Origin of the sequence: Streptomyces sp. NBC_00461, from assembly GCF_036013935.1 — a bacterium.
Taxonomy (GTDB): domain Bacteria; phylum Actinomycetota; class Actinomycetes; order Streptomycetales; family Streptomycetaceae; genus Streptomyces.
The window spans coordinates 9,841,119-9,857,699 of record NZ_CP107902.1; the positions used below are offsets into that span (position 1 = coordinate 9,841,119).

Below are 16,581 nucleotides of genomic sequence, written 5' to 3' on the forward strand. Positions count from 1 at the left end.
GCCTGTTCCTCAGGCCTGCGTACGGGCCCTGAGCAGCAGCAACGCCACGTCGTCGAGGCGTTCCCTGGCTGCCGCGCTGTGCTGTACGAGATAGTCGGCGAGCTCGTCCAGGGGCAGCTCCCCGGCTTCGGCGAGCCGCTGGCCGAGTCCGGCGAGCGCGTCCTCGATGTCGATGCCGGGTGACTCGATCAGCCCGTCCGTGTAGAGGGCGAGCACGGAACCGGGCGCGAGGTCGACCTGCGTCGTCGGATAGACGGCCGAGGCGTCGATGCCGAGGAGCGGGCCACCGGCGAGATCGAGCACCCGCACCCGGCCGTCGGGACGGCGCAGCAGCGGCGGCGGATGACCCGCCCGGGCCATCACGGCCCGCCCGCGCGCGGGATCGAGACGCAGGTACAGGCAGCTGGCGAACAGCTCGGCGCCGAGGTCGATGAGCAGCCGGTTCGTGCTGCGCATGACCTCCTCGGGCGCCTGTCCGACGGTCGTGTAGGCACGAACGGCGGTGCGGATCTGCCCCATCAGCCCGGCCGCGGTCACGTTGTGCCCCTGCACGTCCCCGATCACCGCCGCGGCCACGCCCTGTGTGGGGACCAGGTCGTAGAAGTCGCCGCCGATCTCCATGCCGTCGGTGGCGGGCAGATAGCGGGAGGCCGCGTCGATGCCGGGCAGCGTCGGCAGCGAGTGCGGCAGCAGAGCGGCCTGCAGCCCGTGGGCCAGCTGGTGCTTGGCGTCGTAGAGCAGAGCCCGCTCCAGCGCCTGCGCGATCAGACCGCCCAGGCTGGTCAGCACCGCCCGCTCGTCCGCGGGGAACGGGTGCGGTTCGGCGTAGGCGAGCACACACGTGCCCACCGGGCGGCCTGAGGCGATCAACGGCAGATAGGCCCAGGCCTCGAAGCCGTCCGGCGTGGCGAGCCTCGACCGGTACACACGCTCCAGCTGCTCCCGAGAGTCGAAGAACGCCGGAACCCCGGTGTTCAGGGCGTTCGTGCCCGGTGTCGGCTCCGACAGCGGAAGCCCGTCGAACCGCTCCACGACGCTCGCGTCCGGATACCCGTGGTGCCCCAGCACATGCAGCCGCCCCGCCCGCGAGCCGAGCACCACGAGAGCCTGGCTGCCCGCGGCCGGCGCGACCTCGTTCGCCACCAGCTGCACCACGTCCTGCACCCCCACCGCCTCGGTCAGCGCACCGGCCAGGGTCAGCACCTGCGAAATGGTGACCAGCCGGGCCGGGGCGTCGCCGGGCTGCGGACCGGCCCGGTTCATCTCCGCCACCGCCCGCGCCCGCGTGACCCGGACACTGAGCCCGGTCGTGCTGGGATACATCCGGAACGACAGCCAGTTCCCGGGCGGCCGCACCGCCACGAACGACGTGGTGTGCTGGCTGAGCAGCGCGGCCCGGTAGCGGTCCTCGTACACCGGGTCGTTGAGCCAGGGCACCGACGCCCACAGCTGGGTGCCCAGCAGTTTGCTGACCGGGAGCCCGATCAGCTCGGCCGCCGCCGCGTTGGCGAAACAGACCCGCCCGTGCAGATCGAGCGAGCACAGCCCGTACGGCAGCCGTGCCACCATCCGCGCCGCCTCCACCGTGCCGAGCGTGCCGGCCGCGCCACCCACCGGCGGAACGCCGAGCAGATCGGGTTCGTGCAGCAGCGGAAGACTGTCCTCGAGGGCGCGCTCCAGCCGGATGGCGAGCCGGTCGCAGGCCGCGGTCAGATGATCCCGCTCCCGCTCGGACAGCTCGGGCGGATGTGCGCCTGGCCAGGTCACGAAGACCGCGCCGTACGCCGTCGACTCCGTCGCCACCGGCAGGGCGGCAAGCGCGAAGGGGTACGGCAGCACGACGGCGATGCGCGGATAGCGGCGCGCCATCTCCTCCTCGCCGCCCACCCACACCAGCCGCCGCGTGCGCACCGCCTCGGCGACCGGGATCGGCGCGCTGAGCCCCACCCGCTCCCACGGCGCGGCGAAGGCCCGGGGCAGCCCCGCCATCACGGCCATCTCCAGGACCGGTTCGCGGGGCGCCAGCAGATACACCGCGCCGGAGTGCGCGTGGACGTCGTCCATCATCGACGCCAGAGCAAGGGACAGCAGCGGACGGCCCACACGCGTCCGCGCGGCCGCCGGAGCCTGTGCGGACGTCTGCGCGTCGGACACGCCGACCACCTCCTCGCACGGCCGGGTGACGGGTTCCAGGGACTAAATCTGCCCCTTGGCGGCCCGTCGCGCACGGCGAGCGGTGAGGCGACGTCACACCCGGTACGCAGAACGGGCGCAGCACAGTACCCGGCACGGTGAGAACCACCGCGTACCCCTTCGGCCGCGGACCATGCCCCCTCAGCCGATGCGCAGGGTGGTGCACGGGTTGCCGGGCGTGCGCCCCCACGCACCGCATTGGCCGGATCTTCGCGCCCCAGCGCGGTCGCGGACGCGAAGAATGGGCACGCGTTCACCACCAATCAGACCGGCGGACGGAAAGCTGAGGGGCGGGCAGTGATCCGGGTACTTCTGGTGCACGACGAGTGTCTGGTGCGATCGGTGCTGGCGCAGTGGCTGCGCGGTGAACCCGATCTCCGAGTGGAGGACGCGCCTTGGCGCAGCGCGCCGGGCCGGGCGCGGTCCCTGTGGCCCGATGTGTGCGCCGTGGACCTGGAGTGCGCGGACGCGTACGGCATCGCACCGCTCGGCGACCTGTGCTCCCGGGGCCCGGACGCGGCCCCACCGAGACTTCTCGTGCTCGCCAGTGCGAACAGACCCGGCCTGCTGAAACGTGCCATCGAGGCGGGCGCGCTCGGCTACGTCGACAAGGAGGGGTCGCCGGATCATCTGGTGCGCGGAATCCGGCGGGTCGCCCAGGGGGAACGTTTCGTCGACGACTCCCTGGGCTTCGGTTTCCTCAAGGCCGCCGAGATGCCGCTGACCCGGCGGGAGCTGAGCGTGTTATCCCTCGCCGCCGAGGGGGCCTCCGTCGCGGAGATCGCCGGGAGCCTCCATCTGTCCCACGGGACGGTGCGCAACTACATGGCGGCCATCACCCGAAAGACCGGGGCCCGCAACCGCATCGACGCGATCCGCATCTCCCAGGGGGAGGGCTGGCTGTGACGGCACGGGCGTCCAGCCGCCGACCAGCTCCCGGTACAGCGGCGAGGTCTCCAGCAACTCCCGGTGGGTTCCGCACGCCGTGCCCCGTCCGTCCATGACCAGCACCCGATCCGCGCGCCGGGCGGAGCTGATGCGGTGCGCCACGACGACGAGGGTGCCGCCCGGTCGCCGCGCGAAGGCCCGCTCGGCGCGTTCCTCCGCCTGCGGATCCAGATGACAGGTCGCCTCGTCGAGCAGGGCGAGCGGGGCGTGCGACAGATAGGCCCGGGTCAGCGCGATCAGCTGACGTTCGCCCGCTGAGAGCGCCGCCGGGTCGACTCGGGCGCCGGGTCCGCCGAGCGCGTCGAGCAGCGGGCCGAGCCCCACCGCGTCGGCCGCCGCGCGCAGCTCCGTCTCCGACACGGGGTCCTGCCGCAGATGGGTGAGGTTGTCCGCGACGGTGCCGGTGAAGACGTACGCCTCCTGGGGGATGAGCACCCGCTGCCGGGCCGCAGCGGCGGACGGCACCGCCTCCCCGCCCACCCGGATCGTGCCCCGACGCGGTTCCAGCAGCCCCGCGACGAGAGCGGCGAGCGTGGACTTGCCGATGCCGCTGGGGCCGACGACGGCCAGGTGGGAGCCGGGGGGAAGGGTGAGGCCGAGGTTGTCGATGACGGGGACGGCAGTGGGGCTGTAGGCGAAGGTCAGGGAGGTGAGGGAGAGGGCGGGGGTGCGGGCGATGCCGGGGGTGTGCGGGGTGGGGTGGTGGCGCTGAGCGGGAGGTCCCTGCTTGTCGCCGCCGGGTGCCGGGGGCGACGTCAGTCGACGTAGGACCACGGTCAGACGTGAGCCGCTCGTGCCCAGGCCGTGAACCAGGTTGCGGAGGGCCGGGAGGAGGGACTGGGTGAGGTAGGCGAGGGCGCCGACCACGGCGCCCGTGGTGACACCGCGGGCCAGCAGCCAGGGTGCGGCGGCGAGCAGCAGCACGATCGGGAACTGGCCGCCGATCGCGAGCGACGCCACGCGCAGCACGCCCCAGCGGGCAAGGGAACGGGCGGCCCGCAGTTCGGCGTCGATGTGTTCCCCCGCGTCGGCGGCGACGCGTTCCTCGGCGCCCGCGGCCGTGATGTCCCGCAGCCCCGGGCAGACGTCACCCAAGCGCCCGGCCAGCGCCTCGTCCGCGACGAGGAACGCCTCCTGCCTGCGGGCCAACGGCCGTAGCGACGCCGCGAACAGGGCCACCCCGGCCAGGAGCGGCGGCCCGACCACCAGCACGAGCGGCGGGGCGAGCGATAACAGCCCGACCAGCGCCCCCACCGCGGTGAACACGAACGACCGCGACACCATCACGAGCCCCGCGAAGGTGTCGCGCGCGATCTCCACCTGCTGGGTGAGCGCCGACAGCACCCCGTCGTCGGCCTCCCGGACACCCCGCTCGACCACGCCCTCCACGAGGCGGTCCCGGAGGGGTTCGGCCAACGCGGCGACGCCGGCGTAGACCCGCCCGGTCCCCACCGCACCCACCACGACAGCGAGCCCGGCCACCGCGAGCCAGGCGAGCCCGACATCGGCGCGTCCCGCCAGGAACCCCGCGTCGAGGGCCCGCGCCGGGGCGTACCCGGTGACAAAGGTCTGCCCGGTCTCCAGCACGGACCAGCCCCCGAGTCGTACGACGACGCCCCGGCGCGCCCACAGGAACCGGGCACCCCGCACCCGGATCCCCCCGCTCACGTCGGCCCCCCGTCCCCGAACGCCGCCCGGTACCCGGCGATCCGCAACAGCTCCGCATGCGTCCCCACCGCCCGCACCCTCCCCCCGTCCAGCCACGCCACCGCGTCCGCCCGGGCCGCCGTGGCCGCTCGATGGGCGATGAGGAGTCGGGTGCCGCCCGCGCCGTGGGCCATCAGGGAGTCCGTGATCTGTGCTTCCGTCACCGTGTCGAGGCTGGAGAGGGCGTCGTCGAGAATGAGCAGGCGGCTGTCCTGGGCGAACGCCCTCGCCAGGCCAAGGCGTTGGGACTCGCCGCCGGAGCGCGGGGCGTCGGCGCAGCGGGTGGCGTAGCCGTGGGGAAGGCGGCGGATGAAGTCGTTCGCCCGTGCCGTGCGGGCCGCCTCGCGGATGCGTGCGGGGGAGGGATGCCGCACGCCGAGGCGCAGCGCGTCCTCGATGGTGGTGCCGAGGAGCGCGGGGCGTTCGAAGGCGTAACTCACCGACCGGCGAAGGTCGTTGTGGGTCAGATGGGGGAGGGGGACGCCGTCCAGCAGGACCTCTCCGGCGTCCGGGTCGGCCAGCCGGCCGGCGATCGCGGCGAGAAGCGACTTGCCCGTGCCGGAACGGCCGACCACGGCGAGTGTCGTGCCGCCCGGGACGACGAGGTCGAGGCCGTCGAGGACGGTGCGCTCGCCGCGGCGGGCCGTCACGCCCCGCAGCTCCAGTCGGCCCGGACCGGGCGGCAGCCGGCGTGTACCGTGCGCGATGGCCGGCTGAGCGAGGACCTCGTCGAGGCGCCCGGCGGCCGCCCTGCCCCGGGCCAGGCTCGCGAACTGGCCGACCAGCACGCCGACGCCCGTCGCCAGGACCGCGTACCGCGAGGCCGCGAGGACGTCGCCGACCGACAGCCGATGCCGGGTGAGGAGAACTCCGGCCACGGCGACGACCCCCAGCTGCAGCAGTGGCGCCACGGCGCCCGCCAGGGCCGCGGCCCGTCCCTGGACCCGCCACATGAGGTGTCCCGCACGCGACAGCTCCGGCAGCGGCCGCAGAATCCGCGCCGCCTCCTTGTCCGCCGTGCCCGCCGCCTCGATGGTGCGGCGGCCGGCGACCGCCTCCGCGAGCGCGCCCGCGATCCGCCCCTGGAGCCGCTGGTAGTCCGCCACGCACCGGGTCGTGTCGCGGGCGAAGGCGCGCAGCAGGAGGGTCAGGACCGGTGCTCCGGCCAGGAACACGGCCGCCAGCCACGGGTCGATCAGGCCGAGCGCCACGATGCCCCCCACAGGACCGGCGAGCGCGGCGAGCAGTGCGGCGCGGGCGGCCGGAGTGGTCCCCGCCTGAGCCGCGTTGCCGACGAGACGGGCGACGAGTTCGCCCGGGCCGAAGCGGGCGGCTGCGCGCGGCCCCACGGCCAGCACATGCCCTGTCAGGCGGCGCCGCAGCCACGCGGCCGTCCGGGCGTCGACGGTGCCGCCGAGCACGGTCTCGCAGGCGTCCAGCAGCGCCGGCAGCAGGACGATTCCCGCGCAGTACACCACCCAGCGGGTCGCCGGGGCGTGTGCCAGGAGGAGGTCGAGGGTGCGGCCGAGAGCGGCCGGCAGGAGGAGACCGGCACCGGTGGACGCCGTGCTCATGAGACAGAGGGCCACGCAGCGGGAAGTGCTGTGCCGGGTGGCCGAGTCGAGCAGGGCGGAGCGGCGTACGGGCTCTGCATGAGTCGTCACGGCTGCGGCCTCGCATCCGGATCGGTGGGACCGCGCCCAGGACCCCGGGCGGCCCCTCCCTCGCGGGAGCGGACCGCCCGGAGCCGTGAACGCACGATGCTCGTCAGAGACAGAGCAGAATGCTCGCCGCGCTGATGCAGGAGAGCAGGCTGACGGTGCTTGCGCCACCGCCGCCGCCGGTGTGTTCGTCGGACTCCATCGTCTGCAGGTCGAGCAGTGCCATCTCGTGTCCTTTCATCGATGTCCACCCGTGGGGACGGGGTTGCGTCACGACTCCGTCAGGTTGCGGAGCCGCGTCATGAGGGCCGCCTCAGCGGCGGCAGGAAGGGCAGATGAGCGGTGGGCGGATGAGCGGTGGACCCGGCGTCCAGAGCCGCGCTCAGCGCGAGCAGGCACCCGGCCGTGCCGGTGCCCAGATCCATGGACAGCCGCATCATCTGGTGCCCGGGGAAGGCCAGTTGGCCCTGGAAGTCCATCGCGAACCAGCCCAGCGCGTCGATCTGTTCGGCCAGCCGGTCCGTGGCGCCCGTACGGGCGAGGTGCAGGATCATCCCGGAGCGGCCCTGGAAGAGGCCGGGCTGCGCGTAGAAGCGACAGGTGGCGGCGGTGAGAACCCCCTGGCGCACCAGCTCGAACTCCCCGGTCCCGGGGCCGACATGGGTCAGGTAGTCGTCGAGGACCATCCCCACTCCGGCGCTGCCGTCGCCGAGATACGGCAGCGTCCGCCACCCCTCGTCGACCTCCAGCGCCCCGCCCTCGCGCACCACACAGCACTCGAGGTCCCGGCGCAGTGCCGCACCGGCCGCCGCCGGCAGCTCCGGGTCGCCGGTCCACTCGTACTGCCGCAACAGGAACAGCGCGGGGCCGCTCGCTCCCCGCAGCAGCCCGGCCCGCCGCCGGGGCATGTCCGGCCGCGGCTCGGCGAGCCGTCGTACGAGGATCCGTGCGGCCTCCGCGGCACGCTCGCGCAGCTCCGACTCGCCCGTGGTGCGGGCCAGTTGACCGAGGACCAGTCCCAGGCCGGCCAGACCGCCGTGCAGGTCGGAGGAGAGGTTCTGCCACTTCTCGGCGAGGATGCCCTCGACCAGGTCCAGGGCCCGCTGCCGGTGGCCGAGCCGGTCCAGGACATGGGCGACGCCCGCGAGGCCGTCGTACAGACCGAGCGGTGTGCCGGCCGGCGCCGGGTCCGTGTGGTCGAGCAGCCAGCGCTCGCCCTCCTCGTACCGCGCGGCACCGGTCTCGGCCAGTGCGTACAGCACTCCGGCCGCGCCGTGGGCGAGCCCGAGCCCGCCGCCGTCGGAGAACTGGGCGATGTCACCGGGGAAGAGCCGGTCGTCGCGCTCCGGAGTGGCCGAGGCGAGGATCGCCTTGACCATCGAGTCGCGGCTGTGCGGCCGGTCCCCGGGCCGAACGAACACCGGGGCGCCCACGCCGGCGCCCCGCGTGATCTCCGCGACCGCCTCGTCCAGGAACTCCTTCGGCACGTCCGGGAACTGGTCCGCGATCACCTCGGCCAGGTGCGCCGCCTTGCCCCGGTCGACCACGAACAGGGTGGTGACGGGCAGGAACAGGGCCAGCCGTAAGCAGGCCAGCGCGTAGCGGTCGACGTCGAGGCCCGTCCGGTCGGGCGGGGCGAAGAAGCCTGGGTGGGCGACGACCTGACGGCCGTTCTCCGCCACCGGCGCCGCCGCCTCGAAGTCGAGCAGGAACACCGACTCCTCGTCCGGCGCGACCATGATGTTGAAGACGTGCAGATCGTTGAAGACGATCCCGCGCGCGTGCACCGCCTCCACCGCGCGCTCCACCGCCCCGTGGATGCGCACCGCCCACTTCGCGTAGGCGGCCACGGCCTGCGGGTCGGGGTCAGGCGTGAGCAGCGGATGCCGCTCGGCGAAGAAGGAGTTGAGCGGGCGTCCCTCCAGGAAGTCCATGACCAGGAACCGGTGGTCGCCCAGTGTGAACCAGTCCCGCACCCCCGGCACCACACCGGTCCCCGCCACCCGTTCCAGCGCCAGCTTCTCGCGCTCCAGCCGGGCGACCGCGTCCGCGCCGTCCGAGGCAAGACCCGCGTGCGGCCGCCCTTCCTTCAGGACGATCCGGCTCCCGTCCCGGGTGTCGGTGCCCGCGTACACCCCGCCGCCGTTGGAGAAGTGCAGCGCCTTCTCGATGCGGTACGGCAGTTCGCCCACCGTCGTGGTGTTGCGGGCCGCGAGATGCGGTTCGAGGAACGCGGGCAGTGTCACCCAGTCCGGCACCTGGAAGGACGGCGCCCGCCGGTCCGGCACCAGCGTGCCCGAGCCGTCCCGCACCGCCGGCACGAGCGAGCCCCGCTCGTCGACGACGAAGGTGCGCGCGAAAGCGCCGTAGCGCACATAGAGCGGACCGTCGTACCAGCGCAGATCGGTGAGGATGTACGGCCCCTCGAAACCCTCCAGCAGCCGGCCCAGCTCGCGCAGCACCTGGTGGAGCTGCTCCTCGTCGGCCGGGTACACGGTGACGAACTTGCCGCTCGTGTCGCGGGCCGCGTACTTGGTGTTGCGCAGGTGCAGCAGATGCGGGCCCGGCACGAACTTGAACGGGATCCGGCGCGGCACGCAGTAGTCCCACACGATCGCCGCGATGCGCTCCGCGTCGGCCCGCGTGGCGGAGGCGTGGATCTTCCAGCCCTGCGCCGGGCCGGGCAGCGGGCTTCCGCCCGTGTCGAGCGGCGTGAGCGTCAGCCAGTCGCCGATCCTCGCCGACCGCCAGCCCTCGGGCACCTCACGACGCGCGGTGTCGAACAACGGCGCGTCGTGCCGTCCCGGCGCTGAGAGCCGGTCCGGCGTCTCGTAGAAGTGTCTGTCCGCCAGCGCGTACACCTCGTACCGCTTGTCCATGCGTTCCCCTCCGTGGCCCGGCATCGACACTTCCAGTCGACCCGCGGTCGCGGACAGTCACGTCTGTCACGAGATCACCGTGCGGTACGCATGCGTAAAGACATGTTCGGCGAATTTCGAGTGGACCCGCACGATGAGTTCCACGGAATGCTCACAGGGGCTGCGCGCGCGTCCTTTACGCGCTGTAATTGCGGACGTGGTCAGTGAGGGCGCTGAGGGACGCAGAACGAGAACTCTGCGTGCCGAAGGTGCCCTGAAAGCGCTCACGTCCGGTCCGGCCTCGCCCGAACGGGTGCGTCGCGTCCTGGAGCAGGCACTCGTCTACGCAGGTGCGGCCTTCGCCGCCGTGTACACGCCGGGCGAGGACGGCGAACTGCTGTGCCTGGTCGAGTCGGCGGGCGTGCCGAGGACGCTGCTCGGCCTGCGCGACAGCTATCCACGGTCCGGGACCTCCCCGGTGGCCGACAGCCATCGCTCCGGGAGCCCGGTGTGGCTCGGCCCGGAGGAACTCGCCGAGTCCGGCGAGGCGCGGCGGACGCCGTGCCGGGACTTCTTCCTGGCCGTGCTGCCCGCGCGCGGCGACGACGGCGGTGGCTCGCTGCTGGCCGTCAGCCAGCGGCCCGACGGGTTCGACACAGAGGACCGCAAGTGCCTCGAACTGATCGCCGATGCCGTGGGCTGCCCCACCCCGGCCCCGGCCGTCGAGGGCGCCGAGCTGCCGTCCAACGCGTTCAGCCTCGCCATGGACAGCGGCCGGGTCGAGGTCGGCGACGACATCCTGGAGCTGTTCGCCCTCACCCGCGCCGACTTCGACGGCAAGGTCGAGACCCTGCTGGGCCTCACCGTGCCGGAGGACCTGCCCTCGCTGATGTCCGTGGTCGAGGCCGACCACATGTCCATAGGCGACCGTGAGCTGGAGTTCCGGGTCCTGCAGCCCTCGGGCCCGCCGAAGTGGCTCAGGCTGCGCGGACGGCTGCAGGCCGGCGGCGAGGGACAGCCCGCCAGGCTCGTGGGCACGGTCGGTGACGCCTCCAAACTGCGCTCCGACGTCACCGACGTGGCCCGCGTCCAGCGTCTCGCCGCCATGCTCGCCACCGCGGGCACCGTCCGCGACGTCAGCCAGGCCGTCGTCGCCGCCCTGCGCAAACCGCTGGAGGCCGACCGGATCGCGCTCGCCGAGCTGGAGGGCGACCGGCTCGTCGTCACGGTCCTCGACCCGCCCGAACCGGAGTCCTGGCCCGAGCTGTGGCGCATGGAGTGGCGCAGCGAATGGCCCGACGCCCCGGTGCGCGCCATGCCCACCCTCGCCGCCGCCCTGCGCGAGGGCCGCGCCCGCATCTGGCCCGCCGGCACGCCCCTTGAGCCCGCTCTCGCGGACGTCGGCCCCGGCGGACTCGCCGTCCTGCCGCTGCCCGCCGGCAACCGCATGGCCGGCGCCTGTCTGATCGGCTGGGACACCCCGCACGACTTCGGCCCCGACGAACGCGCCCTGCTCACCGCCTCCGCCGGTCTCGCGGGCCAGGCCCTGATGCGCGCCCACGCCTTCGACGCCGAACACGAACTCGTCGGCATGCTCCAGCGCCAGCTGCTGCCCCGCCGACTGCCCAAGCTGCCCGGCGCGGTCGCCGTCGCCCGCTATCTGCCCACCACGGCCGGCCTGGAGGTGGGCGGCGACTGGTACGACGTGATCCCGCTGCCCGACAACCACGTCGCCCTCGTCATCGGCGACGTCCAGGGCCACAACGCGAGCGCCGCCACCCTGATGGGCCAGATGCGCACCGCGCTGCGCGCCTACGCCGTGGAGGGACACCCGCCGGACGTGGTCGTCTCCCACGCCAACCGGCTCCTCATGGACCTGGAGACCGACCTCTTCGCCACCTGCTGCTATGTCGACGTCGACATGGAGGAGGGCTCCGCCTGGTACGTCCGCGCCGGACATCTGCCGCCGGTGCTGCGCCACCCGGACGGCAGCACGGAGATGCCGGACGTGGAGGGCGGACCGCCGCTCGGCGTGGTCAGACAGGCCGACTTCCCGCTGAGCGTGCTCCGGCTGCAGCCCGGCACGGTGGTCGCGCTGACCACGGACGGCCTCGTCGAGTCCGCCGACGCCGACATCGACGTCGGCCTCGACCGCCTCGCCCACGAACTGTCCCTGTCCGACCCCGCCGACCTCGGCCTCGTCGCCGACGCCCTGCTCGGCAACGCCCGGCGCAGCGACGACGTCGCACTGCTCCTGCTGCGCTACGACGGCATGACGCTGCGCCCGCAACGCGAGAGCTGGACCGTGTGGCGTGTGCCCGAGGCCGTCGGACACACCCGCCGTTTCACCCGGCGCACCCTGCGCGCCTGGGGCGTGACCCCGGACGACATGGACTCCGTGCTTCTCGTGGTCTCCGAGCTGGTCACCAACGCCCTCGTGCACACCGACGGCCAGGTCCGCCTCGACCTCACCCTTCTGGAGAACAAGCTGCGTGTCTCGGTCGCCGACTCCTCGGCCCGCACCCCCGTGAAGCCGACCAGCATCGGCTGGGAGGCCACCGGTGGCCGCGGCATCCTCCTCGTCGAGGCCATGTCGGAGACATGGGGGACCGTGCCGGTCAGCGGCGGCAAGCAGGTGTGGGCCGAGCTCGCGGTCGGGCCGTGACGTCGGCGGTGACCGTCCTGGTGACGGACCCCTGAGCCCCGAACGGGACACTCCACGCGGCAGGTTCACGCACCCGTCGGCCCCGTACGCGGCCGTTTGGCCGGGCAGCTTCCGGGGACCCGTTCCGCGGGCACTGCCGAAGAAGGAAGATGAGCCGCCGTGACGTCGCACACCAGTGAGAAGCTCGTGATCCGTCGACCGGAGACCGGCTGGTCGAAGGCCAGGCGTCTGCGCGGCAAGGGCGTCGTGCGCACCTGCGTTCCGGCCGTTCTCGACCAGGAGGTCACCCGGACGGACCAGCAGGGTCCGGAGGGGAACATCGTGCGGGGCGAGGACTGACCAGGCCCCTGACCGCGAGCACGTGCTGCGTCGCCCGACCGGCGGCGCAGCACCGTCGTAACGAACCAGCCACACTGGTCGCAGCCCGTCTTCGGGGTCCGCGACTAAGGTGAAGCAGATGAAGGCTCTCGTGCTGTCCGGTGGTGCCGGTACACGACTGAGGCCGATCACGCACACATCGGCCAAGCAGCTCGTGCCCGTGGCCAACAAGGCCGTGCTCTTCTACGGACTGGAATCCATCGCCGCCGCCGGCATCACGGAGGTCGGTGTCATCGTCGGAGACACCGCATCCGAGATCCAGGAAGCGGTCGGCGACGGATCCAAGTTCGGTCTGGAGATCACCTATATCCCCCAGGAGCGGCCCCTCGGGCTGGCCCACGCGGTGCTGATCGCGCGGGACTGGCTCGGCGACGACGACTTCGTGATGTATCTGGGCGACAACTTCATCGTCGGCGGCATCAGCACCCTCGTGGACGAGTTCCGCGGCAACCGCCCCGACGCCCAGATCCTGCTCACCGAAGTGGCCGACCCCCGTTCCTTCGGCGTGGCCGAACTCGACTCCCTGGGCCAGGTCGTCGGCCTGGAGGAGAAACCCGAACACCCCAAGAGCAACTTCGCCCTGGTGGGGGTCTACCTCTTCACGCCCCTCATCCACGAGGCCGTGCGCGCCATCCGGCCGTCCTGGCGTGGCGAACTGGAGATCACCCACGCCATCCAGCACCTGATCGACCGCCGCGCCGACGTGCGCTGCACCGTCATCAAGGGCTACTGGAAGGACACCGGGAACGTCGTCGACATGCTCGAAGTCAACCGGACCGTCCTGGAAGGCCTGGACCGCCGCATCGACGGCGAGGTGGACGAGGGCTCCGAGACCATCGGGCGGGTGGTCGTGGAGGAGGGCGCCCGGGTCGTCAACTCCCGCATCGTCGGACCCGTCGTGATCGGCGCCGGCACCGTCGTCCAGGAGTCCTACGTCGGCCCCTTCACCTCCGTCGCCGAGAACTGCCGGATCATCGACAGCGAACTGGAGTTCTCCATCGTGCTGCGCGACTCGTCGATCCTCGGAGTGGGCCGCATCGAGAACTCCCTGATCGGCCGCCATGTCGAGGTCACTCCGGCGCCCAGTGTGCCCAGCGCACACCGTCTGGTCCTCGGAGACCACAGCAAGGTGCAGATCCACACATGAACCTCCTCGTCACCGGCGCCGCCGGCTTCATCGGCTCGTGTTACGTCCGCACCCTGCTCGCCGCCGACGGGCCCGAAGCGCCGCGGATCACCGTGCTGGACAAGCTGACCTACGCCGGCAACCTCGACAACCTCGATCTCGCCCATCCCCGGCTGGAGTTCGTCCAGGGCGACATCCGCGACGCCGAACTGGTCGACAAGCTCATGACCGACGCCGACCAGGTGGTGCACTTCGCCGCCGAGTCCCACGTCGACCGCTCGATCACCGGCGCGACCGACTTCGTCCTGACCAACGTGGTGGGCACCCAGACCCTCCTCGACGCGGCCCTGCGCCACCGCGTGGAACCCTTCGTGCACGTCTCCACCGACGAGGTCTACGGCTCCATCGAGTCCGGTTCCTGGCCGGAGGACCATCCGCTGAGCCCCAACTCCCCCTACTCCGCCTCCAAGGCCTCCTCCGACCTGCTCGCCCTCGCCTACCACCGCACCCACGGCCTGGACGTCCGCGTCACCCGCTGCTCCAACAACTACGGCCCGCACCAGTTCCCCGAGAAGGTCATCCCGCTGTTCGTCACCAACCTCCTGGACGGCAGGACGGTCCCGCTCTACGGCGAGGGACTCAACGTCCGCGACTGGCTGCACGTGGAGGACCACTGCCAGGGTGTGGAGCTGGTGCGCACCCAGGGCCGGCCGGGGGAGGTGTACAACATCGGCGGCGGCACGGAGCTGAGCAACAGGGAACTCACCGGCCTGCTGCTGGACGCCTGCGGGGCCGGCTGGGACCGCGTGGAGTACGTGGAGGACCGCAAGGGCCACGACCTGCGCTACTCCGTCGACTGGAGCAAGGCCCGCGACGAACTCGGCTACCGACCCCGCCACGACTTCGCCTCCGGTCTCGCCGCGACGGTCGTCTGGTACCGGGACAACCGCGCCTGGTGGGAGCCCCTGAAACGGCGGTCGGGATGAGGTGGCTGGTCACGGGCGCGGGCGGCATGCTCGGCCGGGACACGGTCGACGAGCTGACCCGGCGCGGCGAGGACGTCACAGGGCTAGATCACGCCGCCCTGGACATCACCCAACAGCAGGCGGTCGAGGGGGCGTTGGCCGACCACCGCCCTGATCTCGTCGTGAACTGCGCCGCGTACACGGCCGTCGACGACGCCGAGACCGACGAGGAGCGGGCCCTGCGGATCAACGGCGACGGGCCCCGCCACCTCGCCCGCGCCTGCGCCGCGCACGACGCACGCCTCATCCACGTCTCCACCGACTACGTCTTCGCAGGCGACGCCACGACTCCGTACCCGGAAGACCACCCCACCGCCCCGCGCACCGCCTACGGCCGCACCAAACTCGCCGGCGAGCGAGCCGTGGCCCAGGAACTCCCCACATATGGCGCAATCGTGCGAACCGCTTGGCTCTACGGCGTCCACGGGCGTAGTTTCGTCCGCACGATGATCGACCTGGAGTCCCGTCGCGACACCCTCGGTGTCGTCGACGACCAACGTGGGCAGCCCACGTGGAGCGCGGATGTAGCCGCACGCCTCGCCGACCTGGGCCCGCACCTGGGCCGCGGCGCGAGCGGTGTCTTCCATGCCACCAGCTCCGGCGAGGCCAGCTGGTACGAGCTGGCCCGCGAGGTCTTCCGGGGCCTCGGCGCCGACCCTGACCGGGTGCGGCCCGTCGGCAGCGAGGCCTTCCCACGGCCCGCTCCCCGCCCGGCGTACAGCGCCCTCGCCCACGGGCGCTGGCAGGAACTCGGCCTGTCGCCGCCGCGCGACTGGCGCGCCGTCCTGCACGAAGCACTTCCCCTGATCCGCAAGGAGTCCCTGCGTGAAACGCCATGAGTTCCTTCGGGAACTGCACAAGTCCAGCGCCAACCGCAACTACCTGGAGATCGGGGTCAACGACGGCCGCAGTCTCCAGCTGTCGCGCGTCCCCAGCGTCGCGATCGACCCCGCGTTCAAGGTGGTCACGGAGATCCGCTGCGACGTCCACCTGGTGAAGGCCACCAGCGACGACTTCTTCGCCCGCGACAACCCCCTCGCGCACCTGCGCGGCGGCCGGCACCCCGTGCGCAACCTGCGCCGGGGCCGCAAGCCCTTCGGGTACTGGCAGCGCACCACGCTCGACCTGGCGTTCATCGACGGCATGCACCTGTTCGAGTACGCGCTGCGGGACTTCATCAACGTCGAGAAGCACTCCGACTGGTCCAGCGTGATCGTCCTCGACGACATGCTGCCGCGCAGCATCGACGAGGCGGCCCGCGACCGGCACACCACCGCCTGGACCGGCGACGTCTACAAGATCATCGAGATCCTGGGCCGCTACCGCCCCGACCTGGTGACCGTTCTCGTCGACACCCAGCCCACCGGCCAGCTGATCGTCTTCGGTGCCGACCCCAAGAACACGGTGCTGAAGGACAAGTACGACGAGATCATCGCCGAGTTCGAGGTGCCCGACCCGCAGAAGGTGCCCGAGGCCGTCCTGGAGCGGGTCAAGGCGGTCAAGCCGGAGACTCTCGTGGGAGCCGACTTCTGGGGCCCGCTGGTCCGCGCCCGCAACCGCGGCCTGAGCCGCTCCCGCGGCTGGAAGGCACTGCAGTCGGCCCTGGAGCCGCTCGCCGTCAGTCGCTGACCCCGCCGCGCAGCTTCTCGTAGTAGGCGGTGCAGGCCTCGTACGACGGAAGCAGCCCCGTCCGCTGAGCCTCGGCCGGCGACGGGGCCGCAGCGTCCTTCGGCGACAGCAGCGGGGGGCCCTCCGGCCGGACGATGCCCAGGTCCGGGTCCAGGGGGTGCACACCGTGCTCGCGCTCGGGCGCGTACCCGGTCGAGCACGGGTACACGACCGTGGCGTCGTCGGTCGGCGCCATGAAGGCGTGCCCGGGCCCCTCCGCGAGGAACAGCGCGTGCCGGCTGTCGTCGTCCAGGCGCGCCGCCTCCCACTGCGCGAAGGTGGGCGAGCCCACACGCAGATCGACCACCACGTCCAGGATCGCGCCGCGCACGCGGGTGACCTACTTGGCCTG

The 16,581-nt window shown here is 72.5% G+C and carries 11 protein-coding genes and 2 pseudogenes; 7 read left to right on the forward strand and 6 right to left on the reverse strand.

Features of this window, described 5'->3' with window-relative positions:
• Window positions 1–9: 9 nt before the first annotated feature.
• Window positions 10–2,163 (reverse strand): SpoIIE family protein phosphatase, encoded by a 2,154-nt coding sequence (locus tag OG870_RS45485; protein ID WP_327692192.1) that lies wholly within the window; start codon window positions 2,161–2,163, stop codon window positions 10–12.
• Window positions 2,164–2,535: 372 nt separating this feature from the next.
• Here OG870_RS45485 and OG870_RS45490 point away from each other — a divergent pair.
• Window positions 2,536–3,015 (forward strand): annotated as a pseudogene (locus tag OG870_RS45490) (LuxR C-terminal-related transcriptional regulator); the annotation flags it as partial.
• On the opposite strand, the gene OG870_RS45495 reads toward OG870_RS45490, so the two are convergent.
• From OG870_RS45495 to lanKC, 4 genes are all read right to left on the reverse strand, one after another.
• Window positions 2,938–4,809, reverse strand: coding sequence for an ABC transporter ATP-binding protein (locus OG870_RS45495; protein ID WP_327692193.1), 1,872 nt, complete (start codon window positions 4,807–4,809; stop codon window positions 2,938–2,940). The pseudogene OG870_RS45490 and the gene OG870_RS45495 overlap by 78 nt on opposite strands.
• The gene (locus OG870_RS45500) at window positions 4,806–6,422 is read right to left on the reverse strand and encodes an ABC transporter ATP-binding protein (RefSeq protein ID WP_327692375.1); all 1,617 of its coding nucleotides are present in this window, start codon (window positions 6,420–6,422) and stop codon (window positions 4,806–4,808) included. Before OG870_RS45500 ends, OG870_RS45495 begins: the two co-directional genes overlap by 4 nt.
• A 193-nt stretch (window positions 6,423–6,615) precedes the next feature.
• Window positions 6,616–6,735, reverse strand: a complete 120-nt coding sequence (locus OG870_RS45505) for a SapB/AmfS family lanthipeptide (RefSeq protein WP_266527803.1) — start codon at window positions 6,733–6,735, stop codon at window positions 6,616–6,618.
• 73 nt (window positions 6,736–6,808) lie between these two features.
• Window positions 6,809–9,388, reverse strand: a complete 2,580-nt coding sequence (gene lanKC / locus OG870_RS45510; protein ID WP_266587859.1) for a class III lanthionine synthetase LanKC — start codon at window positions 9,386–9,388, stop codon at window positions 6,809–6,811.
• A gap of 196 nt (window positions 9,389–9,584) precedes the next feature.
• Here lanKC and OG870_RS45515 point away from each other — a divergent pair, with 196 nt between their 5' ends.
• The 6 genes from OG870_RS45515 to OG870_RS45540 all read left to right on the forward strand — a co-directional run bounded on the left by OG870_RS45515 (window position 9,585) and on the right by OG870_RS45540 (window position 16,190).
• On the forward strand, window positions 9,585–12,032 hold the full coding sequence (locus tag OG870_RS45515) for a SpoIIE family protein phosphatase (protein ID WP_266842072.1): 2,448 nt from the start codon (window positions 9,585–9,587) through the stop codon (window positions 12,030–12,032).
• Between the two features lie 159 nt (window positions 12,033–12,191).
• Window positions 12,192–12,371 carry a hypothetical protein gene (locus OG870_RS45520; RefSeq protein WP_327692194.1) on the forward strand — a complete coding sequence of 60 codons (180 nt, stop codon included), beginning with the start codon at window positions 12,192–12,194 and terminating at the stop codon, window positions 12,369–12,371.
• Between the two features lie 118 nt (window positions 12,372–12,489).
• Window positions 12,490–13,557, forward strand: a complete 1,068-nt coding sequence (locus tag OG870_RS45525; protein WP_266527815.1) for a glucose-1-phosphate thymidylyltransferase — start codon at window positions 12,490–12,492, stop codon at window positions 13,555–13,557.
• Window positions 13,554–14,522, forward strand: coding sequence for a dTDP-glucose 4,6-dehydratase (gene rfbB / locus OG870_RS45530; protein ID WP_327692195.1), 969 nt, complete (start codon window positions 13,554–13,556; stop codon window positions 14,520–14,522). The genes OG870_RS45525 and rfbB overlap by 4 nt, the downstream gene beginning before the upstream one ends.
• On the forward strand, window positions 14,519–15,400 hold the full coding sequence (gene rfbD, locus OG870_RS45535) for a dTDP-4-dehydrorhamnose reductase (protein WP_266527821.1): 882 nt from the start codon (window positions 14,519–14,521) through the stop codon (window positions 15,398–15,400). The genes rfbB and rfbD overlap by 4 nt, the downstream gene beginning before the upstream one ends.
• On the forward strand, window positions 15,387–16,190 hold the full coding sequence (locus OG870_RS45540; RefSeq protein ID WP_266527824.1) for a class I SAM-dependent methyltransferase: 804 nt from the start codon (window positions 15,387–15,389) through the stop codon (window positions 16,188–16,190). Before rfbD ends, OG870_RS45540 begins: the two co-directional genes overlap by 14 nt.
• Here the strand turns inward: OG870_RS45540 and OG870_RS45545 are convergent.
• Window positions 16,180–16,569 (reverse strand): annotated as a pseudogene (locus OG870_RS45545) (dTDP-4-dehydrorhamnose 3,5-epimerase family protein); the annotation flags it as partial. The gene OG870_RS45540 and the pseudogene OG870_RS45545 overlap by 11 nt on opposite strands.
• Window positions 16,570–16,581 lie beyond the last annotated feature (12 nt).

What these genes read in the sequence shown, in the direction of transcription:
- OG870_RS45500 (WP_327692375.1), bottom strand. Translation starts at nt 6,422, where the DNA reads ATGAGCACGGCGTCCACCGGTGCCGGTCTCCTCCTGCCGGCCGCTCTC.
- OG870_RS45505 (WP_266527803.1), bottom strand. Translation starts at nt 6,735, where the DNA reads ATGGCACTGCTCGACCTGCAGACGATGGAGTCCGACGAACACACCGGC.
- lanKC (WP_266587859.1), bottom strand. Translation starts at nt 9,388, where the DNA reads ATGGACAAGCGGTACGAGGTGTACGCGCTGGCGGACAGACACTTCTAC.
- OG870_RS45525 (WP_266527815.1), top strand. Translation starts at nt 12,490, where the DNA reads ATGAAGGCTCTCGTGCTGTCCGGTGGTGCCGGTACACGACTGAGGCCG.
- rfbB (WP_327692195.1), top strand. Translation starts at nt 13,554, where the DNA reads ATGAACCTCCTCGTCACCGGCGCCGCCGGCTTCATCGGCTCGTGTTAC.
- rfbD (WP_266527821.1), top strand. Translation starts at nt 14,519, where the DNA reads ATGAGGTGGCTGGTCACGGGCGCGGGCGGCATGCTCGGCCGGGACACG.